The 20,713-nt window shown below is 67.1% G+C and carries 21 protein-coding genes; 5 read left to right on the plus strand and 16 right to left on the minus strand.

Annotation, left to right across the window (positions count from 1 at the left end):
- Window positions 1–106: 106 nt before the first annotated feature.
- Window positions 107–445 carry a hypothetical protein gene (locus tag ACFQVD_RS33640; protein ID WP_343962430.1) on the minus strand — a complete coding sequence of 113 codons (339 nt, stop codon included), beginning with the start codon at window positions 443–445 and terminating at the stop codon, window positions 107–109.
- A gap of 163 nt (window positions 446–608) precedes the next feature.
- The gene (locus ACFQVD_RS33645; RefSeq protein ID WP_343962432.1) at window positions 609–1,016 is read right to left on the minus strand and encodes a hypothetical protein; all 408 of its coding nucleotides are present in this window, start codon (window positions 1,014–1,016) and stop codon (window positions 609–611) included.
- A 392-nt stretch (window positions 1,017–1,408) separates the two neighbouring features.
- Here ACFQVD_RS33645 and ACFQVD_RS33650 point away from each other — a divergent pair, with 392 nt between their 5' ends.
- On the plus strand, window positions 1,409–5,185 hold the full coding sequence (locus ACFQVD_RS33650; protein ID WP_343962434.1) for an nSTAND1 domain-containing NTPase: 3,777 nt from the start codon (window positions 1,409–1,411) through the stop codon (window positions 5,183–5,185).
- Between the two features lie 251 nt (window positions 5,186–5,436).
- On the opposite strand, the gene ACFQVD_RS33655 is transcribed toward ACFQVD_RS33650, so the two are convergent.
- The 7 genes from ACFQVD_RS33655 to ACFQVD_RS33685 all read right to left on the minus strand — a co-directional run bounded on the left by ACFQVD_RS33655 (window position 5,437) and on the right by ACFQVD_RS33685 (window position 11,725).
- Window positions 5,437–5,865, minus strand: a complete 429-nt coding sequence (locus ACFQVD_RS33655) for a type II toxin-antitoxin system VapC family toxin (protein ID WP_343962436.1) — start codon at window positions 5,863–5,865, stop codon at window positions 5,437–5,439.
- Window positions 5,862–6,098 carry a hypothetical protein gene (locus ACFQVD_RS33660; RefSeq protein ID WP_343962439.1) on the minus strand — a complete coding sequence of 79 codons (237 nt, stop codon included), beginning with the start codon at window positions 6,096–6,098 and terminating at the stop codon, window positions 5,862–5,864. The genes ACFQVD_RS33655 and ACFQVD_RS33660 overlap by 4 nt, the downstream gene beginning before the upstream one ends.
- A gap of 460 nt (window positions 6,099–6,558) precedes the next feature.
- Window positions 6,559–7,569, minus strand: coding sequence for a trypsin-like serine peptidase (locus ACFQVD_RS33665; RefSeq protein ID WP_343962441.1), 1,011 nt, complete (start codon window positions 7,567–7,569; stop codon window positions 6,559–6,561).
- Window positions 7,570–8,005: 436 nt separating this feature from the next.
- Window positions 8,006–9,979, minus strand: a complete 1,974-nt coding sequence (locus ACFQVD_RS33670) for an ATP-binding protein (protein WP_343962443.1) — start codon at window positions 9,977–9,979, stop codon at window positions 8,006–8,008.
- Between the two features lie 278 nt (window positions 9,980–10,257).
- Complete coding sequence (locus tag ACFQVD_RS33675; protein ID WP_343962445.1) at window positions 10,258–10,458, minus strand: DUF397 domain-containing protein; 201 nt, start codon at window positions 10,456–10,458, stop codon at window positions 10,258–10,260.
- Window positions 10,445–11,290 (minus strand): helix-turn-helix domain-containing protein, encoded by an 846-nt coding sequence (locus ACFQVD_RS33680; protein WP_343962447.1) that lies wholly within the window; start codon window positions 11,288–11,290, stop codon window positions 10,445–10,447. Before ACFQVD_RS33680 ends, ACFQVD_RS33675 begins: the two co-directional genes overlap by 14 nt.
- A gap of 156 nt (window positions 11,291–11,446) precedes the next feature.
- Window positions 11,447–11,725 (minus strand): winged helix-turn-helix domain-containing protein, encoded by a 279-nt coding sequence (locus ACFQVD_RS33685; RefSeq protein ID WP_343962449.1) that lies wholly within the window; start codon window positions 11,723–11,725, stop codon window positions 11,447–11,449.
- A gap of 762 nt (window positions 11,726–12,487) precedes the next feature.
- Between ACFQVD_RS33685 and ACFQVD_RS33690 the strand changes: the two genes are divergently transcribed.
- Both ACFQVD_RS33690 and ACFQVD_RS33695 read left to right on the plus strand, forming a co-directional pair.
- Window positions 12,488–12,727, plus strand: coding sequence for a hypothetical protein (locus ACFQVD_RS33690; RefSeq protein ID WP_343962451.1), 240 nt, complete (start codon window positions 12,488–12,490; stop codon window positions 12,725–12,727).
- Complete coding sequence (locus ACFQVD_RS33695) at window positions 12,724–13,044, plus strand: hypothetical protein (RefSeq protein ID WP_343962453.1); 321 nt, start codon at window positions 12,724–12,726, stop codon at window positions 13,042–13,044. The genes ACFQVD_RS33690 and ACFQVD_RS33695 overlap by 4 nt, the downstream gene beginning before the upstream one ends.
- 202 nt (window positions 13,045–13,246) lie before the next feature.
- Here the strand turns inward: ACFQVD_RS33695 and ACFQVD_RS33700 are convergent, their stop codons facing one another.
- The 5 genes from ACFQVD_RS33700 to ACFQVD_RS33720 all read right to left on the minus strand — a co-directional run bounded on the left by ACFQVD_RS33700 (window position 13,247) and on the right by ACFQVD_RS33720 (window position 17,602).
- Window positions 13,247–14,110, minus strand: coding sequence for a nucleotidyl transferase AbiEii/AbiGii toxin family protein (locus ACFQVD_RS33700; RefSeq protein WP_343962455.1), 864 nt, complete (start codon window positions 14,108–14,110; stop codon window positions 13,247–13,249).
- 35 nt (window positions 14,111–14,145) lie between these two features.
- The gene (locus tag ACFQVD_RS33705) at window positions 14,146–14,760 is read right to left on the minus strand and encodes a type IV toxin-antitoxin system AbiEi family antitoxin domain-containing protein (RefSeq protein ID WP_343962457.1); all 615 of its coding nucleotides are present in this window, start codon (window positions 14,758–14,760) and stop codon (window positions 14,146–14,148) included.
- A 196-nt stretch (window positions 14,761–14,956) separates the two neighbouring features.
- A complete protein-coding gene (locus tag ACFQVD_RS33710; RefSeq protein ID WP_343962459.1) occupies window positions 14,957–16,675 on the minus strand; it encodes a hypothetical protein in 1,719 nt (572 codons plus the stop codon).
- Between the two features lie 5 nt (window positions 16,676–16,680).
- Complete coding sequence (locus ACFQVD_RS33715; protein WP_386273036.1) at window positions 16,681–16,953, minus strand: CGNR zinc finger domain-containing protein; 273 nt, start codon at window positions 16,951–16,953, stop codon at window positions 16,681–16,683.
- An 82-nt stretch (window positions 16,954–17,035) separates the two neighbouring features.
- On the minus strand, window positions 17,036–17,602 hold the full coding sequence (locus ACFQVD_RS33720) for a TetR/AcrR family transcriptional regulator (RefSeq protein ID WP_343962461.1): 567 nt from the start codon (window positions 17,600–17,602) through the stop codon (window positions 17,036–17,038).
- Window positions 17,603–17,687: 85 nt separating this feature from the next.
- Here ACFQVD_RS33720 and ACFQVD_RS33725 point away from each other — a divergent pair, with 85 nt between their 5' ends.
- Window positions 17,688–18,374: an SDR family oxidoreductase gene (locus tag ACFQVD_RS33725; RefSeq protein ID WP_343962463.1), complete on the plus strand. Its 687-nt coding sequence runs from the start codon at window positions 17,688–17,690 to the stop codon at window positions 18,372–18,374.
- Between the two features lie 193 nt (window positions 18,375–18,567).
- Here the strand turns inward: ACFQVD_RS33725 and ACFQVD_RS33730 are convergent, their stop codons facing one another.
- Window positions 18,568–19,152, minus strand: a complete 585-nt coding sequence (locus ACFQVD_RS33730; protein WP_343962465.1) for a TetR family transcriptional regulator — start codon at window positions 19,150–19,152, stop codon at window positions 18,568–18,570.
- 220 nt (window positions 19,153–19,372) lie between these two features.
- On the opposite strand from ACFQVD_RS33730, the gene ACFQVD_RS33735 reads away from it, so the two are divergent.
- Window positions 19,373–19,783: a nuclear transport factor 2 family protein gene (locus tag ACFQVD_RS33735; RefSeq protein WP_343962467.1), complete on the plus strand. Its 411-nt coding sequence runs from the start codon at window positions 19,373–19,375 to the stop codon at window positions 19,781–19,783.
- 221 nt (window positions 19,784–20,004) lie between these two features.
- Here ACFQVD_RS33735 and ACFQVD_RS33740 read toward each other — a convergent pair whose 3' ends face one another.
- Window positions 20,005–20,706: a hypothetical protein gene (locus ACFQVD_RS33740; protein ID WP_386368752.1), complete on the minus strand. Its 702-nt coding sequence runs from the start codon at window positions 20,704–20,706 to the stop codon at window positions 20,005–20,007.
- Window positions 20,707–20,713: the final 7 nt, after the last annotated feature.

The raw sequence follows: 20,713 nt of genomic DNA on the forward strand, positions 1-20,713 counted from the left end.
GGACGCGTCCGCGCATGTGGTGTACGAGCATCCGGAAGGTCGGGCACCGGAGATGGGCTGTGGCCGGTGCCGCTCCCGCCGGGCGCGCGCCCGGCGGGAGCCGCTTTCAGCAGGTGACGGTTCTTTCGTACTTCGCGAACGCGGCTTGGGGGGCGAACGCCCAGAATCTCCTCTGATTCTTCTTCATGGTGAAGCACCAGCTGTCCTTGCCTCGCTTGACGAGCACCTTCACCCTCATCGTCCTGCCGCACCTGTTCGTCAGCATGACCCCCTGGCGAATGATCAATTGGCGCTTGACGCAGGACGGAGCGGTGCCGGCCGACGCGGACGCCGACCCCGCACCGGCGGTCGTCGCCGGTGCCGCGTCGGCAGCGCCCGCGGGCGCCAGGGCGAGGGCCGCCGAAACGACGACGGCGGCGGCGGAGATCTTCAGCGTGCTGAGCATGGGGACTGTCTCCCGGTGTCGGCTCTCGCTACGAGAACGGTGTTCGAGACGTGGGGCAGCGATCCGCGGACGCGGTCACCGGGGGCCCGTGCCGTCTCGGTGGACGGCACGGGGAAACGGCTTGCCGTGCGGATCCGGGGGCCGTCAAGCCCGGGGAACCTTGTCAGCACCAGGGGGAGAGGAGGCAGTAGAAGTACCTCTTGTGGTTCCAGAGCAAGGACCTGAAGATCCTGGGGAGCGAGTTGAACGCCGCGGAGTAGCTGGCCCATCCCTTCTTCGCCTCCTTCTCCAGCTTCCCCCACACCCACGCGCCGCCCGCCTTCATCACGGCGTGGCAGGCCAGCCGCTGCTTCCAGCCCTTCACCCGGCTGCATGAGAACTTCTTCGCCGCTACCGCGGCCGCCGGAGTGACCGCTCCCAGCGTGGGAGCGAGGTTCTCCGACGCCGTCTGCACGACCATGACGTGCGCGGAGCGCGTCACGGGGGCCGCATGGGCCGGCGCCGTAGTGGCCAGGGTCATGACCGCGGTACTCGCGGCCAGGGCCAGTCCTGCTTTCTGGCGCATGTTCATGCTTGTCGTCCTTCCTCTGGTCCGGTCGGCGGCACTCTGCCGCCGGCCGATGCGCCATCGGGCGAAACGCGGGCCTGTAGCGCACTCGCTGTCGTCCGACGGCCTTCGAGGCCCGAAGTTATGCGGCGCCTGTTTGTTCGGCAGCCCTGTTCAGAGCCCCAAACAAAACAGATCGAGGGTGCGGTCGGCGGCCTCGCCGGCCGGCGACAGGCGGACCCGGTGGGTACCGCCCGCGTACCCGTGCGTGTGCGCATCGGCTTGCCCGTCGGACGTCGCGTGCCAGATGCCTTCTCCACCGGGAATCGGCCGGGAAAGTCGCGCCAGTGCGGACGATTAGGTAGTTTCGTTTTCTCTAGCGACCTTTGCCGTCCAGTGGGTGGAGCGCCTGAACAGTGGGTCGTCGCGAAAGACCGCTGGATCCCGCGGGGGGACCTGTTCCGGGCTTCGCCTACGCACTGCGGAAACTTCGCCAGGAGGCAGGCGGCCTCACCTACCGGGACATGGCGCGGCGCGTGGGTTGTTCGGTCACCACCCTGTCCCAGGCGGCCGCCGGTGAACGCCTGCCCTCGCTGCAGACCGTCCTCGCCTACGTGGAAGCGTGCGGTGGCGACCTGGCGGAATGGGAGACCCGCTGGCGCGACGTGACCGCGGAACTGGCGCGTGAAATGCGAGACGACGATGGGGCTGTGCCGTCCTACCTGGGCCTGGCCTCCTACGACGCCGAGGACGCGGCCCGTTTCTTCGGGCGCGAACGGTTGGTTCGGGAAGTAGTGGACCTGCTGGAACTGCGGCGCTTCGTAGCGGTTTTCGGGCCGTCCGGCAGCGGCAAGTCCTCCCTGCTGCGGGCCGGGGTCGTGCCGGCCCTACGGACGTCGTCCTCACCGCCGAAGGTGGTGGTCATCACCCCGGGCGACCACCCGATGCGTCACGCCGACCGGCTGCGCGCCGACGAGTCCGCCGGCGGATCACCGGTGGTGGTGGTGGACCAGTTCGAGGAGGTGTTCACGCTCTGCCGCGACCGGGGCGAGCGTGCGGAGTTCGTGGACATGCTCGTCGGTGCACGGCGTCCGGCGAGCGCACTGCGGGTGATCATAGCCGTCCGGGCCGATTTCTACGGGCGCTGCGGCGAGCACCGCGAGCTCGCCGAATCCCTGCGCGACACCGGCCTGCTGGTCGGGGCCATGACCAGGGACGAACTGCGGGAGGCGATCGTGCGGCCGGCCATGGCCGACGGCCTCACGGTCGAACGCGCGCTGACTGCGGCGATCATCGCGGACGTCGCCGACGAGCCCGGCGCGCTGCCACTGATGTCGCACGCGCTGCGTGAGACCTGGCGGCGCCGCCGTGGCAAGATGCTGACGCTCGACGCCTACGAGAGCGTGGGCGGGGTGCGGGGGGCGACCGGTCACACCGCCGAGGAGCTGTACGGGCGCCTCTCCCCGGCCCAGGCCAGAATCGCCAGGCGCGTCCTGCTCCGGCTGATCAACCCTGGAGAGCAGGCCGAGGACACCCGCCGTCCGGTCTCCCGCGCGGAACTGGATCCTCTGGGAGACGTCGACACGGGACTCGTCATCGAGCTACTGGCCGGCGCCCGGCTGCTGACGCTGCATCAGGACACCGTGGAGGTGGCCCACGAGGCCCTCATCGGGGCATGGCCACGGCTGCGGGGCTGGGTCGACGAGGGTCGCGATCGTCTGCGCGCGCACCGGCAGCTGTCCCAGGCGGCCGCGTCCTGGGCCGAGCACGGCCACGACGCCGGCGCCCTGTATCGGGGCGCGCATCTGACCGTCGCCGAGAAACTGCTCGCCGAGTCGGAGCACCGTGACGATCTCACGCCCCTGGAGAACGACTTCCTCCGGGCGAGCGCGGCCCGTGCCCGACGTGCCTCGCGCCTGCGGTCCGGCATCGTGGCCGCCCTGGCCGTGCTGCTGATCATCTCCGTGGCCGCGTCGGTGGGCGCCGTACGGCAGGCCGACCTCGCCCGGGGGCGGCTGGAGGAGACGACGGCCCGGCTGGTGGCGCAACGCGCCGCGACCCTGCGCCTGACCGATCCGGGGCTGGCCCGCCGGCTGAGCGCCGCGGCGTGGCGAATCTCCCCCGTCTCCGAGGCCAGGGGAGAGCTGGTCGACTCGATGGCGAGCCCGATGGTCGACGCCTTCACCGACCCGTACGGCACCGCGGGGTCGCTGTACACGCTGAGCTCCGACGGAGCCGAACTGGCCTCCTACACTCCCGGTCGGACGGGCGAGCCGGGCACCCTTCGCGTCCACGACCTTGCCCGGAAGAAGCAGGTCGCCGACGTGCGCTGGGATCGGGAGGTCATGGCTCTCGCGTTCAGACCCGGAACGCGCACCGTGGCGGTGGCGGACCTCTCCGGGGTGTGGCTGTGGTCGGTCCACGGCCCGGCGCCGAGCGGCTCACCCCTCGTCTCCTGGCAGGATCCGGGCCTGCCCGACATGTGGTTCAGCCCCAGTGGCCGTTTCCTGACCATCTCGGGAGTGGACGCCACGGAGACGTGGGACGTCGAGAGGCAGACCCGGGTACTGTCCGAAGAGGTCGTTCACATCAGTCCGGACGACCGGCTCGCGTTGGTGATTCCTCCTCAGGCTCGGGACCTGGTCGCGGAGGTGACATCCGGCTCGGACGCCGTGGCCACCGGTGGTTCGCGGTCTGCCCGTCGCCTTGAGCTGTGGGACCCCGTACGCGGCGAACGCGTCGACGCACCCTGGTTGCCGTCCAATGCCACCACCGGCGCGTTCAGTCCGGACGGCCGGCTGCTCGCCGTCTCCGCCCACGAGGACGGCGTCCTGCTGTTCGACGTCTCGACCGGCAAGAAGACGACAGAAGCAGCCATGTACGAGCCCGCCGAACGGCTGGAGTTCAGCGGCGACGGCCGCTTCCTCACCGGGACGGACACCGAGGATCGGGTGAACCTGTGGAGCGTACGCAAGGGCATGTCCGATGGCACGCTGCTGACGAGCCTCCCGCTCCCCCCGGGGACACTGGCTCCGCTTCATCGGATCTCCCACGACGGGCGTCTCCTCCGGGTGGCGGACCCGTTCGGGACGGTGCAGACGTACGATCTCTCGGCGCACACCACCGCGCTCGGCACGTTCGCCCCGGGAGACAACGACGAGCGGCGCTTCAGCCCCGACGGCCGCTTACTGGCCGTGGCGACCGGCAAGCAGGAGGGCTGGCAGGTCAAGATCTGGGACGTCGCCACCCGGAAACCCCTCGGCGCCGCGATCCGGCCGGATGACCCGCCCCTTTCGGGGGACCAGTCTCTTCCCGGGGCGGGGCCGTACTCGCCGGTGTTCAGCCCCGACGGACGCACGCTGGCGCTCATCCACGCCCAGTCGACCACGGTGACGCTCTGGGACGTCGCGACGAGGACCCGCACAGGCGACTTCACAGTGAGGCGTCAGTCGGCGGACGGAGTACGCGATCTGGTCTTCTCCCCCGACGGAGGGACCGTGGCGGTGAGCTCCTTCTTCGAAAGCCAGGACGACGTCGACGAACTCGAACTGTGGGACGTCGGGAGCCGGACGTGGCTCAGGAGCATCGGGACGGAGGCCGCGGGCGTGGCCTTCCTGCCCGACGGACGGCGGTTGCTGGCCCGCGAGGGATCCTTCCTCACCGATACGCGCCGGTCGCCCGGAACCGAGGGGGCAGTGCTGGACCTCGTCACCGGGAAGGTGTCGCCGTACCAGGCCGACGCCCGCGCTCGGGGAGAGGTGCTCCTGTCGCGGAACGCGGCCGCGACCGGTGACGCGTCCGGTCGTGTGACGTTCTGGACCGGGGAACTGCGCGAGCAACTCGCCCCGCCGCAGGTCGCGCACACGATGGCCGTCTCCGCTCTCGTGCCCTACCCGCCGGGCGACATGTTCGCGTCCGTCTCCGACAAGGACGTCATGCTGTGGGAGTGGCACGGGCACCGGCAGATCGGTTCCAGGGTCGAACTCACCTCCGACCTCGTCGCCACCGTGGCATTCAACCGGACGGCGCTGCTCATCTCCCATCAGGACGGAAGACTGCTGGAGATCACCGTCGCCCCGAACACCGCCGCCGCGGCGATCTGCGCCAAGGACGGGGCACTGTCCCGCCCCGAGTGGAATGCCCATATCCCCGAGCTTCCTTACCTGGATACATGCCGAGGGGGCCGCCAGTAGCACTTCAGACGCCCGATTCTCCCGCACCCCGCAGGTGGTCGGGGATTGAAAAATCGTCAGGGACGGCCCCGCTGTCCAGGCGATACTCACACGGTGGCCGCCAAGGTCGAGATCCCTCGGCGATACGGTCCCTGGTGCGCCGGAATCGTCGTCCCCGATGCCAGGCTCGTTCGGCGGGAACGTCGGCTCGGTGCGGGTACTGGAGAAATGCGGTTTCCGGCACGTCGAGACGGTCCAGTACAGCGAGAACGTCAGGCGGTGATTACCTGGACTTGAGACTCCAACCCGATGAAATCGTCTGGATTCCGCGTGACCAGAGGAAGACCGTTGGCCGCGGCTACAGATGCGATCAGAAGATCGGCAAGGCGCTTGCGGGGATGACGGCCAAGATCCAGAACAAGGGCGTAGATGATCCCGTAGGAGCGGGCAGCATCGGTGTCGAAAGGGATCGGATCGAATGTGGATTCCGCCCACTGAAGCATTGCCTGCCGTACGGCCCGCGCGTCAGCGGTCTTCGCCGCATGGGGACCCGCCGCCAGTTCGGCCATCGAGATGGAGCTGATGGCTGGGCGAAGATCGCTTGGCTGACAGTCGAGACTGCGGGCGAGGTGTTTCTCGTCGAGTTTTTCAAGATCAATGATCGCGGAGGTGTCCAGTAGGACGTTGTGCGGGACGCTCACAGAGCGTCTCCGAGCAGGGTTTGCTGGTCGAGGGCGCTGTCGATGTCGTCGCGGAACTCGGCGTAGTCGATGTGTGGCAGGCGGGTGGCCGCGCGCTTGAGCTCGTTCCACGGCACGAAGGTTCGGCGGCCGGTGACCAGCCGGAGCGCATGGGCACGGACCTCGATCAGTTGGTCGGGGGTCAACTGCTCAACGAGGTGGTGGACGTCGTCGTAGTCGTGCGCCGCGGTCATGTTTTCGAGTGTACGCCTGGCAGGTGGTCAGGGATTGAAAAGTCGTCAGGGACGACCCCGCTGTCCAGGCGATACTCACATAGTGGCCGCCAAGGTCGAGATCCCTCGGCGATACGGTCCCCGGTGCGCCGGAATCGCCGCCCCTCGGTGCCAGGCCAGTTCGGTGGGAACGGCGTCGTCCACCTGCGTGTCCGGCCGGCCGGGAAGAAGTCGCGAACCCCATAGAGAATCCTGCGATCCTGGCATCGGAGTCAGGAGTCGCAGAAGGTACCTGTGCCTCACTCGAACTGGGGACGAAAGCTCGACGCGGCGCGCGATCATGGCTCCGACCTGCACTGATAGGTGCGTTTCGGATAACGTCGACCTTTGATCGTCAGAAGGTCGGCGAAGTGGGCGTTCCCCGTTGGACCATGACGCCGCGCCCGCCCCTCCGGGCGGACGCGGCGGGAACGGGAGCTGTCTAAACGATGGAGCGGATGGTGCCGGTCCAGAGGTTGATGGCCTTCTGGTAGACCGTGAGCAACTCACCGTCGAAGTACGGCGAGACGCCGGTGTCGTACCGGTTGTCGCCATCGGTGTCGGAAACGCCGATCGTGATGCCGTTGAGATAGCCGGTGCGGGTGTCGTCCGTGTACTGGGTCAGCCACGAGGAACCGAGAGAGCCTTCACCGGTGAACGGGGAGTCCACCCCGATCGGCCGGTCCATGGGAAGGTCCGCGACCGCCATCGCGAACGTCGATCCGGTTGACCGTTCGAGGCTCTCGCCCGGGTAGGGCCGGCTGCCGTCGGGGTTGGGGCCGGCGGGATAGCCGAAGACGTCGACCGTGGGCGCGAGCGGCTGGTTGAACGCGATCCCCTGGCCGCCGACGTTGTCGGCCAGCCTCCCGGTATCGGTCAGCACGTCCGGAGAGGAGAGGACGACACCGTTGTACACGTTGACGAAGGCGAGGTCGCGGTCGTAGTCCCGGATGTCGTCGAAGTCATGGTGAACGAGGCCCTGCTTTCCGACGTACAGGTTGAACGGGGTCGTGCCCTCGGAGTAGCCGGGGACGAAGACCCACTTGGCGAGCGCGCCGGCCGGGGCCTCGACGTCCAACAGGCAGTGACCCGCCGTCGCGACGACGTTTCGGTATTTCGACTGCACGGACGTGCCGGTGCACCAGTGCGGCTGGAGGTCGCTGCCGATGAAGAACACCTTGCCCGAGGTCGTGGGCATTCCCCCCTCCGGCGAGGCCGGCTCCTCCACTGGCGGGATGGAAAACGGGGGGCCGTCCGGGACGATGTTCGTGGACAGGCGTTCCCCGACGACCGTGGTCCGCACGGCGTACGGTGTGGCGCTCTTCAGGTTGGCGGCCCCGTCGGCGAGCCAGAACCTCGCGACCTGCTGAGCCGTCGTCACCGTGGGAGCCAATGGGACCACCAGCACACTCGCGGCTTGTGCCGGCCCGGTGACGACGGTGGAACCCAACACGCTCAAGCCGATACCCAACGCGATCAGTGCACGCCTCAAGGGCGATCTCCCGTCCAGTCATGGGGCGCCTTCGCGCCCCGTCAGCGTGGAGAACCGGCCGATCGACCCGGCCGGCGAACAGCAAGATCGTAACCTCGACCGGAGCTCTGGTCCAGAAATTTTGGATCATATGTTCGATGTATTGGATATTTGTTCGATCGAAAGTTCGAGGGGCGGGCATCGGCATCTGGGTGGGCACTCCACCCGCGGCGGGAGCGGACCGCCCTGCGCCGGCCCCTTCGGCGGGACATCGGCTCGGTGCGAGTGCTGGAGAAATTCGGCTTCCGGCGCGTCGAGGCGGTCCAGTACGAGCACCTCATGCTCGTACTGGACGAGGCGCGAGCCAAGTCAGCGCCTCCGAATGTCGCCCACCAATCGAATCACTTCATCAGTCTGGCTATGCCGGGGGCAGGAGCGGGATTACATTGGCATCGGCATGCACGCGTTCTGCGTACTCCGCGGCCAGCGCTACGCTTGATGCGTAGTTGAGTCGTTCCTGAGTTTTACGCACACGCTCTTCGCACATATCGAGGATCTGCCCCCAGCGGAATACCCACAGGCCAACTCGTCCATCGTCCTGGACGCAGTTGGGCGGGAGTCCGGAGCCCTTGATCTGCCATTCCAAGGCTTCATCGATTGTGTTGCCGATCAACCAGAAGTCCCACCGGGTCTTCTCGTCGTGCTTGTATCGATCATCGGATACCACTGTAAAAGCATAACTACGTAGCTGGGCGAGCTCTTTTTCCGTGAGGGTAAGGCTGGGGCGCTTCAGCTCCACAATGAGATGGCGTTTGTTTTTATCTGCACCGGTGACTCCGGACAGCATGAGATCCAACCGCCCCGACCTTCCGTCGGCGCGGCGAACCGGTCGCCTGGAGTTTCGGCGAGGGGCTGTCCCTTCAAGAATCGCCAGGTGTCGCTCCAGGGCTTCGGTGAGCCCTGTCTCTGAAACAGCGCTGGAAAACTCGTCACCAAAAATCCAGAGCTCTTTTTCCAGCATCCGATGGAGTTGGTCCCGCTCCCGTAGCTCCCACTTCGCCTCTGGCTCGTAGAGCAGGTTACGCAGCAACGCCAGGAAGTCGACTCGATCGACGGTCTGCGCGTTGGCTGCGACTATGTTCCCCAGGCTGGCCCGACTTACCAGCCTTTCGATCTGTTCCTTCTGTGCCACCGAAAGACTGAACAGGTCTTCGAGCACCTTGGATATGGAAGTGGGCTGCCTGCGAAGCGCCTCGCTGAGCAAGACCAATTGTGTGCGTCGAGCTTGCTTTCCGCCCTTGAAATGGTGGCTCAAAAATACCGCGACATCATCGAATGTGGCTCGCTCGGCAACTTCGACGTCCGACCCGGGCAGGCCGCTGTAGGGATACACACCTTCTTGTATCCAGCGTTCGACCTGCTCTTTCGTCCGTTCGCTTTCTCGCATACGAAAGTGTATTCGCATTTGGTCGCGCGCCGCCTTTACGACTCGCCCAAGTGGTGTGTCGTCTATCTCAAATTCGCCGTCAAGAGAGTCGTATTCGGACAGGTTGCGAAGGCGATGCCATAGGATATATGCGGTGAAATTAAAGTCAGGAGCCTGAATTCCTGTCGAAAGTGTCAGGCGGTGAACACCCTGGTCGTCGCAGATCAAGAGCTCACGCTTTTGCGGCTTGGTGGACCACTCCACGATACGTAGAACCGGCCCGGCGCTCGTCATGTCCCTTGCGGCTGCTGTACCAGCATCATCCAGGTCAAGGGCGTATTCGTCCTGACGGTAGATGACTTCAGATGGGTCGAGTTGTTGCCCTCGCCAGGAAATCTTTATGTCCGGGTACTTGCTGAGGTAGGCAGCAAATCGGCTCGTGAGCTCAAATCTGACGCGCTCCGAGAGGAGCCTGTTCTTCCTCGGAGCATCCCCGACAACACGGACGGTCGTCCCGGGTTCCTCCTCGGTGAGTCGGCTGCCTTCCAGGTCGAAGACGCTGGCTCCATCTGAGAATCGTACGGTGGTGTGGGTACGAGCGGTCGGCCAGTTTGCAACCGTTACCCAGCTGGCGGTTGAGCCAAGTGCGAGGACTCGGAACCGGCCGTAGCCGTGTCTGCCATGCAGTTGTCGCCCACGATTATTTGTCCCTTTGGCATTTTTCTTCCACGATCCACCCATTCCGCTGAAGGCTGGGTGCACCGAATCAGCGGGTATTCCGTGACCGGTATCAGTGATCGTAATCGAGTCGATGCCGTCTAGGTCATTTGATTCAATCTCTACCGAAATCTCTTCGGCATCAGCATCCAGTCCATTCCAGATGAGCTCCTCCACGGCCCCTACTGGGTCACCTCGCCGGGCTACGCGCTCAATGAAGTCCGGCTTGACTTCGACTGGGATGTTCATGTGGTCATCATTGCCAATCACTGTGCGTGGCGCAACAGAGATCCGGGTAATGAGGTACGAGGTCGGGTTGGTTATTGAGGTTGAAGTCCGGAGATTAGATCACTGGCGGTAATTTGCGGCTGTTTGGAACTCCGCATTTGGTATGCCGGAATTATGGGGTATCCGGGAGGCGGTGGACTGACCGCCCAAGACCGAGCACGATATGAGGACGAGGTCCTGCGCTTGCCGCACGGCCGGGCGCACCCGAGGAACCTCGGCTGTGCGGCACCTGCGTTCGGTCAGATTTCTTCGCTGCGGATGCCCGTCAGGAAGTTGTTCCAAGCCATCGGGGAGAAGGTCAGCATCGGGCCGGCTGGGTCCTTACTGTCGCGTACGGCGATGAGGCCTGGCAGGTTGGTGGCTACCTCTACGCAGTCGTTGCCGCCGCCGCTGAGGCTGGACTTGCGGAACTCGGCACCGGACAGGTCAGGGGAGATCATGGCTGCTCCTCACCGCGGCTATGAGTGCCGCAGATTTCTCGGGGGACAGGCAGACGCCGCGAAGGCGCTCAAACCTTAGGGTAAGTCGCAGCACATGGTCGGCCTCTTCGATGTAAACGTCTCCGCTGGAGCATTCGGTATAGCCCACCTCTGGATCCTCGTCGCCGAAACCCAGTACGGAGAAGGCGCCTTCCATGCCGCTGTGTGCGCCGACTGCAGCGGGGAGGACCTGGATCGTGATGCTGGGCCAGTCGGAGATCTGGAGGATGTCGCTGAGTTGGCGGGCCATGAGGCCGGGCGATCCGACCGGACGACGTAGCGCGGCCTCGTCTACGAGGGCGTGCAGCGTTGGCGCACCTGGTCCGAGCAGGTTGATCTTCCGGGTCATGCGGGCGCTGACGTGTCGGTCGAGCTGGGCCTTGGTCAGCTCGGGCCTCGCTGCACGGATGACCTCATAGGCGTACTCCTCGCTCTGAAGCAGGCCCGGGATCAGGATCGGCTCCCACTTGTGGATAGTCGTCGCCTCGGTTTCGAGCGCGATGTAATAACCGGTGAAGACATCCGAGTAGGCGGTCCACCAGCCACGTACGGCGGCATCCTTGCAGAGCTGGATCAGCTCGGTCTTCGTCGCGAAGTCCGCGCGGTACAGGTCACAGGCGTTGGCGACGTCCGAGGGAGTCACCGTGATCCGCGCGTTCTCAACCCTGTTGAGCTTGGATCGGCTCCACCCAAGCGGGCGAGCTGCCGCCTCGGGCGTGAGCTCGGCTTGCTCCCGGAGTCGTCGCAGTTCACGGCCCAGACGACGCTGCCGGACTGTGGGGCTCTTCGTCATGCCGCTCAGTGTGCTAGGGATTCAGTAAAAAATCTATACGCACAGCGCTTGTGCGGTCGCACAGTGCGACTGCATCATGGCTCAACAGTACCGCTACTCCGAGTGAGGAGACCATGACAGAAGGAACTGCCCGAGTGGTTTGCCCCAAGCGGGAGTTCAGTCTCCGGTCGGCTCCCACTCGTCTGACGGTCGGACGAACGTGCCGACGCCGACCTCGGCTCGCACGAACCCCTCTCGCTCCAGTCGGTCCACTGCCTTGCGGATCGTGTTCCGGGCAAGGTCGGGGAACTGCTGCTCCAGTTGGGCCAGGCTGGGGATGGGGAATCCGGTCTTGTACTCACCGCGCTCAAGCTGGCCGCGCAGGATGTCGTACGCCTGCTTCCAACGTGCCCTGTCTTGGCGCCATTGCGGTGCCGGCTCCTGTGGTCCACCCATGCGACAGACCGTAGGAGGGCATGCTCTCGCCCGCTCTTTTAGGGCTGAGCATGGCAGAGCTTGGTAGAGCATGGCACTCTAGCTTTCTCAACTGCAGATACGTGAAATGAAAGCGGGCCCGCTCTGTCGTTGCACCGCCAGACGGGCCCTTGGCCAGGAAGTGAGTCCTGATCCGTGAACAACCCTAGTGCTCCGGTTCTCGACCGGGCCACGACGAGTGGCTGCGATTGTTTCGCCGGTGTGCCGCCGATGCCGATGGGCTGTGCCACCTGCGGGCATGCCCCCTACGCGCACGGCTGCGCCGACCGGCCCGCCGATCACGAGTATGTTCAGCCTTCCGGTTCTCTGCTGGACGTCCGCCTGCGGGCTCGTCGGACCGGAGACCGTTCTCTGCCCTGCTTCGAGCCGTCCGCCCCTGCGGCCCTGGCCGAGACCATCTCGTCAATACCCGAGCAGACCCCGGCCGCCACGCCCGTCGTACCGACGCCGTTACCCCGGCGGGTGCCCTGCCGTCTTCGCCCAGCGTGCCCGTCCAGGTCCGCTCTCACCAGACCATCCCGGCACGGCTACAGAAGTAGCCCCGCGCCGAGCCCAAGGCGAACGGCCACCCGCGCTCTGCGATGCGCAGTGGTCACCACGTCTTCGTGCCAGCCGCCCGGCCGGTACGACGTACCTCTCCACGTCCTTGTCCGCTGTACAAAGCGGGCCCGTCCACCGCTGCGAACGACCGGACGGGCCCTTGATCGGATGGAGGTCCAATCAGTGAACGATGGTAGATCCACCAGCCCCGAGCCCACCATCCCCGGCTGGCGGCTGATCCTCAGCGATGCCGGGCGGCTATGGGCCAGCCGGGAGAAGCCCTTTTCCCTGGTCGCGTTCCACGCCGGGGCCGAGCGGACGGTCGACGCCGACAGTCTGGAAGCGCTGCGGGTCGAGACCGAGCGGCAGGAGACCATCGCCAGGCAGGCGCAGGAACAGGCCGCAGGGCGGGTGGTCTCGTGATCCGCCGCTGTCTGGCCGCCGCCCGGGGGCGTCACCGCGACGGCCAGACCGCCGCCCCGGTCCCGCAGTACACCTGGGACCACGAGGCCCGCGCCGAGGCCGCGATGCTGGAGATCACCTGGCCGGGATGGCCCGTCCTGTACGGCACCGGCAGCCGTCTCTTCCACGCCATCGCCACCTGGCCCACCCCGGAACCGCTCATCATCTGTGACCGGACCATCGAGGGCCTGAAAACCCAGATGCGCGAGGCCGAGACGACCGCGCTCCTGCACCGCTGGGCGCTCACCTCCGGCTCGGCCACTATCGGCCACTTCTGAACGGGCACGGCGGTCCCGATCCAGGGCTGCCGTGTCGTCGAAGACGTACCGCGTGAGGGTGAAACGCGGTGCGTGACGCGGGCGGGCCGCCCAACCGGCCCGCCCGCTGAACCGGCGTGGCGAGTACGGCCCACCCCGTGATGCGCTCGTCGCGCCATCTCACTTGTGCCCGTATTGCACCCTACGAAGGGTGACCTTGGGCTCAGTTCCATGCTCTGTGTTCGGCCTCCCAGGTACGCCCGGCAGCTTTACCCACCACGAGAGGGTCCGCGAATGTGGTGACAAGATCCGTCAGCTCGACAAAGTCCGGTGGGTGACCAGCGTCAGTCCGGCCCTGTCGTCGTATCCAGGCCGAGTACGAGGACTGTCGTCGCACAGGTAGATCGCTTATCCGAGAACTCAGCGGTTCGAGAATCACGCCTCTGTGCTCGGCAGTGGCCCTGACTGCGGCGGTAAGTTCGTCACCGTTCAAGTTATTGAGAGAGATCAACCGGTAGATGTCGGCGTAATCCCGATCCCGAGTGTTGAGGGCACCCAGGGATACCGCCGTGACGACTTTCTCGGCGATGACCGTGGCGAGAGGGTACCCGTACAACTGGAAGCTCCCACCTGCCAGTTGCTGGGGATAGTCGATGAGCCGAGGCGCGGGTGTGATGGGGTCGCCGAAGCTGACATCCAGTTGGAGCTTCAACCGGGCGCGTGCGATGTTCGAGGCCATGGAGAGCCGGAGCCCGTGATACTCGTCGTCTTGGCGTATTGGCACCGTCCTGAGTGAGGCCGGGTCAAAGGCCACACCATCCTCGACGACTGTTTCGGCTATCCCCGCTATGCGTCGGATGATCTCGGCGTCATCTCCTGGAAAAGCACGGCCAAGGATGTCGATGTCCCTCGTCATGCGGCGGGCGCCGAACTGAGCCAGAAGCAGGCCCCCCTTGAGGACGAAGTGCCGTCCACCGAGCGGCGAGGCGGCCAGCCGAAAGAGGAATCGTTCGAGCACGTACTCGACCATGACCTCATCAGTGGATCTGCCCTCGCGGCGAGCCAGGGCACGCAGGTCGTTGTACACCTGTCCTGCGACGTCAGCGCGGGGTGGGTTGGGCATCAGGCCAGCACCGCCTCGACCGCGGGACGGATCACGGGCATCGCGTTCAGCCTCTCGGCCATGTCCTGAAGGTCACTGACCGCCGAACCACCGCGGGTGCGCAGGTACCGGCCGAGCGCGGAAAGCGCCAAGCTCTCTCCGATCCGATGACGATGTCGCATCGCGTCGACCACACTCCGGGGTGCGCTGTACACAGGAATCCTCTCTCCAGGAGCGGCCTGGAACTCTTCGCGGCCGAGGTCGAATGTGCTGACTGTGTACTGGGACACCACGACAGGTGGATAGGAGATCGACGGGCGATGACTGCCGCGCGCCACTGCGATGTGAACAGCGGAGGGTATGTCGTCGATGAGCTCGTGAAGAGCAAGAGCTGATTCTCCGCAGACGATCGCGCGGGGGACCCGCGTACACACGGCAAGCAGATCAAGATGTGCTGTCTCCGGAGCGCTCGCGTGGCGGTAGACCCCTCGCGACAGCTCGTCGAGCTTTCCGTCCGTGACCAGCTGGGAAAGATCACGGGAGGAGATTCCAGTACGACGCGCCTGAGCAGCGGTGAACGTGGGCGGCAAGGCCGCCAATCGCCCCTCAGGCGCCCGTTCCTCCCTCATCCTCATGTATCAAATCCTACCCATCGGCCTAGGCGAGGGGGAGGGTTTGATACATGAGGACGTGTTTCAGAAACGTCAGGAGTTCGACGCGGCATGCTCCCCGGACGGCCCACACGGTTTGTTCGTGGCACCGGTTGTCATCCAGACAGGAGTCCCCGCTGCGCGTGTTCGCGCACGGTCCGCACGCAGGGCGGCCGACCGGTCACCGCCACGGGCGGTGGACGACCTTCGTCGCGGAACGGCCGGGGTAGACGACGATCAGGTGCTCCTCGACGGGCGCGTCGGGGTCATCCTCATTCCACTCGAACGCGCGGGCGTAGACGCGCATCCGGTAGCGGCCGGGGCCGTCGACGGCCAGGTTGGGCAGCGGCTTGATCGCCCCGCTGTCACCGCCCTCGGGGTACGGCGGTACGACCAGGCGGCCGCTGCGGCTGATGACGCCCACCTCGACCACCCGCTCCCAGCCCTTGAGCCGGAGCGGCGGGGCGGCGCCGAACGCCTTGACCGTCAGGCACATCGGCGCGTTCTCGCCGTCGGTCGTGATGGCGGCGCTGCTGCCGGCGGCGTCGATGAACCCGTCGTCGATGGCCTTGAAGATGTCACCGCCCACGCCCTCGGTGCTGTCCCGGTCGTCGAAGACGTCATAGCCGCCCCCTTCGAAGAGCAGGTACGCGGCCGTGCCCTGCCGCCTGGCCCGCAGCTTCGGCCAGGGGTCGACGCATCGGGCGTTCATCTCGCTCTCCCACGCGGCCAGTTCCCGCTCCCGCTCGGCCTGTTCGCGCGCCTCGTCCGCCCGCTGCCGGGCGACGACGTCGGGGCACAGGAACTCCAGGGCGTCGCCGAGCTCGCCCGCGCCCGCCGATCCGCCCGCCCGCCGGAGCAGCTCCCGCCGTTCCTCGACACCGGGCACCGCGCACAGTCTCTCGCCGTGGGCCAGGATGCGCTGGTCCGGCAGGTCCTCGGGGAACATCGGGCCCCCCGCGTAGGTGTCGTTTCTGGCCAGGCACAGAAACGCCCGCCGCCGGTCCTGCGGCGGAGTGTCGGCGTAGGACCGGATCCGCTCGCGGCAAGCCTCGTCCGCGCCGGTGAAGCTGAACCGGGCGCCTTCCTCGGCGCCGACCACGACGAGCGGCAGCACGAGCGCCACGGCGGCGATCGGCCGCGGCCCGCGGCCGGTGGCGGGCCGTGTGGCGGTTTCAGCGGCGGGCATGCCGGCGGGCCCGGCGAGCTCGTGCGCGGTGCGTGCCAGCCACACCGTGTGGAACACGCCGAGCGCGTTCACCACGAGCACCGGGCCGTCGAACAGCAGCCACTGGAAGGCGAGGTTGAGCACGGGGAAGGCCAGCAGGACGACGAGCGCGATCCGCCCGATGTCGATCGTGGCGCTGCTCCACCGCCCGTCGCGGCGCTGCCCGACGAGGATCATCACCATCCAGCCGAAGCTCGCCAGTCCCAGCAGGCTGATCACCTGGAGGCCGGGGCCGTCGAGGAAGCGCAGCAACGCCGGGGTCAGCACGCCGATCAGGCCGAGCGCCAGGGCGATCGCCCGGAACAGGGCCGAGACCCCGGAGACGACCCGCGCCAGCAGGATCACCGTGGCGGCCCACACGACCAGGCTCGCGACGTACTCCACGGTGCCGGACAGCTCGTCGACGAGTTCCCAGAGCACCAGGTCGCCGGCGACGTTCACATAGAGCAGGCGTCGCAGCCAGACCACGCCGCGCGGCAACCCCTCGGCGCGCGGCAGTGCGGGACCGCGCAGCACCTGCCACAGCATCCACGCGTTGAGCCCGCAGATCCCGGCGAGCAGCAGACCCAGCCGGTCTTCCTCCGCGGAGACGCCCCACATCGAGGCCGTCGCGGCCACCGACAGCGCCGACAGGTCGCCGGACACGGCGGCGAGCACCGCGGCTACCGCCACGGCGGTCAGGTAGAGCGCGACGACGACGGCAGCCGCGCGCCCGAAGCGGTATCGTCCGATGGCGGCCCGGATTCGAGTGACGATGCGGATGATCTTAGCGGCATATCGACACGGTTCCCGCGCAGTCGCATCGAGCACCAGCGGCCCGTCCGGGATCGGGAGTGGTCGTGGAAGGCCCACCGGCAACCGTCATTGGCGCAGGCTTTCAGGCGGGCCCATGTCCCGTCGGCCAGTGCCGCCGCCGTCGCGCCGACAACCCGGCCGACCACGGCGTCCATGCCGTCGCCGTGGTCGACGAGGACGACGCCGTCCGGCGTGAACGTGATGTCGGCGCCGGACCGGCCGGCCTTGTGTCCCGGGTCAGCTGTTCGCCGTCAAGGCCGCGCGTGCGGTGGTGAGGATCTCCTCGGAGAGGGGGGAGCCCTTGGTGGCCCGGGACAGGACGAGTGCGCCGAGCATCGTGCACAGCCGGGTGATGCCGTCCTGGTCCTCGGTGGCGAGCCACTCGGCGAAGTCGCTCACGCCCTCGGCGTAGACGCGGTGGGCCTCGTGATCACCGAGTTCCCGTGCCATGTCGGTGGCGAGCCCGGCGACGGGGCAACCGTCCGCCGGGTTGTCGCGGTGCTCGACGGAGAGGTAGGTGTCGATCGCCGCCCGCTGCTCCGGTCCTGCCGCGCGGCGCCGGGCGAACTCGTCGAAGGCGTGGGCGGTGGCCTCGTCGACGAGCGCCTCCTTGGAGGCGAACTGCTTGTAGAAGCCGCCGTGGGTCAGCCCGCACTCCTTCATGAGGTCGGCGACGCTGACCTGCGTGCCCCGCTCGCGGAACAGCCGGGAGGCGGCTGCCACGACCCGCTTGCGGTTCTCCTGTGCTTGCGCCTGCGACACGCGGCCCATCGGCCACCTCTCAAGTTGGATGTCGGTTGACATCTATCCTATCCTCCGGTTTAGATTATTAACGTAATCTAATTTCCGGGCTCGGTCATCGGAACCGCCCGCGACGCTGGGAGCAAGCATGGAACTGAAGGACACGGTCGCGGTGGTCACCGGCGCCAACCGGGGGTTGGGCCGGCAGTTGGCCGTCCAGCTTCTGGAGCGCGGAGCGAAGGTGTACGCGGCGGCCCGCCGCGCTGAGAGCGTGGACGTGGCCGGTGCCGTCCCACTCCACCTGGATGTGACCGACGAGAAGTCGATCCGGGCCGCGGCCGGCATCGCCTCCGACGCGACGCTGCTGGTGAACAATGCCGGGATCTTCACCGGCACCCCTCTGGTCGCCGGTGATCTGGACTCGGTGCGGCTGGAGATGGACACGAACTTCTTCGGGCCGCTCGCCGTGACGCGGGCCTTCGCCCCGGTCATCGAGAGCAACGGCGGCGGCGCCGTGCTCAACGTCCTGTCCGTGCTGTCCTGGCTGCACCCGGCCGGTTCCGGGTCCTATTCGGCGGCCAAGGCCGCCGCGTGGGCACAGACCAACGCGATCCGCGAGGAGCTGGCACCTCGCGGCATCACCGTCTCGGCGCTGCACGTCGGGTACATGGACACCGACATGGCCGCCGGCGTTCCCGCCGAGCGGAAGGTCGATCCCGCCGAGGTCGCGGCCCAGGCCCTGGACGGCATCGAGAAGGGCCTCCCCGAAATCCTCGCCGACGAGGTCACCCGGCACGTCAAGCAGAACCTGGCCGCGACGCCGAACCCGGTGTGAGGCGCACCCCGCGGCGTCCGTTGTACGTTGCCCCGGGTGGGGACTTCTCGCCAGGCGCGGTCAAGGCCCACGTCGAGCCCGCGCATTGGGCGGAGATCTGGACTGCTGAGGTGGTGGCCACCGCGAACGCCGCCCAGCGGCAGACCGAGGGGGTAGGCGCCGGAGGCCGGACCCTCCGCTCTCCTGTCGGCGGTCAGCCGGCCAGGCGGCGGACCATGCGGACCAGCGCCTCGCGCCTCGACCGGGTGCTGTCATCGGCGACCCCGGCCATGAGCATGCGCACGATCTGGGGAGCCGAGAACCACCAGGTGGTCAGTGCGAACACGGCGTAGCACAGGTGCGCGGGATCGAGGTCCTCGCCGATCGCCCCGGACGCCTGAGCCCTGGCCAGGGCTGCGACCTTGTCGGCGTAGTGGGTGGTGCGTTCGTCCTCGGCCGCCACCGCGACCTGGCCGTCCTGCAGCCCTTCCCAGGCCAGCAGGCGCAGGAAGTGCGGGTGTGCGCAGTGGTAGTCGAAGACCCGTCCCGCGTACTCGCCGAGGTCGGCACCCTGTTCGACGCTGAGCGGCACGGCGGCGGCCACCTTGGCCAACTCGGCCTCGAGTACCGCGGTGAACAGCCGCTCCTTGTTGCCGAAGTACTGGTAGATGCGCTCCTTGTTCGCCCCGGCCCGCGCGGCGACGCGGTCGACCCGCGCGCCTTGGGGGCCGTGCTCGGCGAACTCCTGGACGGCGGCGTCGAGGAGGAGCTGCTTGGTCTTGGCGGTGTCCCAGGCCATGGAGGCAGCCTACAAGATTCCAACCAGATAGTTGGACATTTGGTGGCGGGCATGCCAAACTCCAACTGTTCAGTTGGAGATGTGGTCCATCCCGGCCCTGGCATCGGCGTGAAACCCGGGCCCCACCGGAACCCGGCTGATCACACCCGGACCGGAGGCCTTCGAGCCTCCGTCCGACCTGCCTGCCACCCCCAGAGACACGAGAGATCGGCACAGAGACATGACCGTGACGCCCGAGACCACCCGCGAGATCGTCGACGCCTTCTTCACCCGCTTCGGCAGCGGGGACCTGCCCGGCCTCCTCGACCTGTTCGCCGACCGTGTGGACTTCTCCGTCCCCGGCGCGCCGAACGTTCCCTGGACCGGGACCCGCTCCACCAGGGACGAGATCGCCGAGTTCTTCACCCTGCTCGGTACGGAGCTCACCCCGGCCGACGAGTTCACCGTCAACGCCACCGTCCTCGACGGTGACCACGCCGTGGTGACCGGACGCAGCCGCTTCGGCGTGCTGTCCACCGGCAAGGCGTTCACCAACGACTTCGCCCTGCACTTCACCGTCACCGACGCCAGGATCAGCGGCTACCACATGCACGAGGACAGCCACGCGATCAGCGTCGCCTTCACCGATTGAGGCCGGCTGTCCGGCAGGCAAGGTCACGTTGAGCGGCCACTACCGGGTCCACGACCAAAGCGGCGCCCTGTAGGACTACGACCTCAAGGTCGCCGGGCAGGGCGTGGTCAACACCGTAGCCGCGGGGAACCGATACTTCCTGGTAGATCGCGTGGTAGCGGGTCACCTCTGTCCTACATCCACAGGCCACCACGCGACTCCGCCCGTCGGCGAGCCTGTCCTCACCGACGCTCAGCGTTCGACGTCGGCGCGGAAGGGGGGAGGAGATCCCTGAGTTCGGCGGCGTTGAAGTTCGGGCCGTACACGATTCCGACCGTGCCGTCGTCGGCCCAGGCACACATGCCCGATGCGGAGTCCAGGAGCAGGGTTTCGGTACAGCGGGCGTAGCCGCCGAACGGACCCGTGGGGATCTCGAAGTCTTCGCCCGGTGTGCCGACCGCCTGAAAGGTACCGAGGATGTCGTCCACGGTCGGCTGCCACTGGTCGGTGACGACCCTTGCGTCATATCCGGTGAATGTGAGGAGCCTGGTCCATTTGCGGCCCTTGGCCTTCTTGGTCTCCTCGTAGCGGGCATCCACCGTGTCGTAGACGGGAGCACCCCCGACGGAGGGCCGGTTGGACAGCAGTTCCTCCCGCGTGGCGGACGGCCACATGGCGTCGAGGCGAAGGCCCGCCGTCCGCTGCGGCAGCGGTTTCACCAGCCAGTGCCCACCCAGAGGGGAAGACGGTGCCGCGGAGCCGCCGGAGCCGCCGGAGCCGCACGCCGAGAGCAGGCAGACGGCGAGCATCGCCACCGCCGCGGCTGCCGTACCGTTGGCGCGGCGGGCGGTCCGCACCGCCGGGGCCGGGGGGTGGGCGGCGCCCCTCCCCGCGGAGAGAACTCCCCGATCGCGAGACGTACATACGGGGCTGAGGACAGGCATGCGTCTT

Origin of the sequence: Streptosporangium amethystogenes subsp. fukuiense (genome assembly GCF_042665875.1) — a bacterium.
Classification (GTDB): domain Bacteria; phylum Actinomycetota; class Actinomycetes; order Streptosporangiales; family Streptosporangiaceae; genus Streptosporangium; species Streptosporangium fukuiense.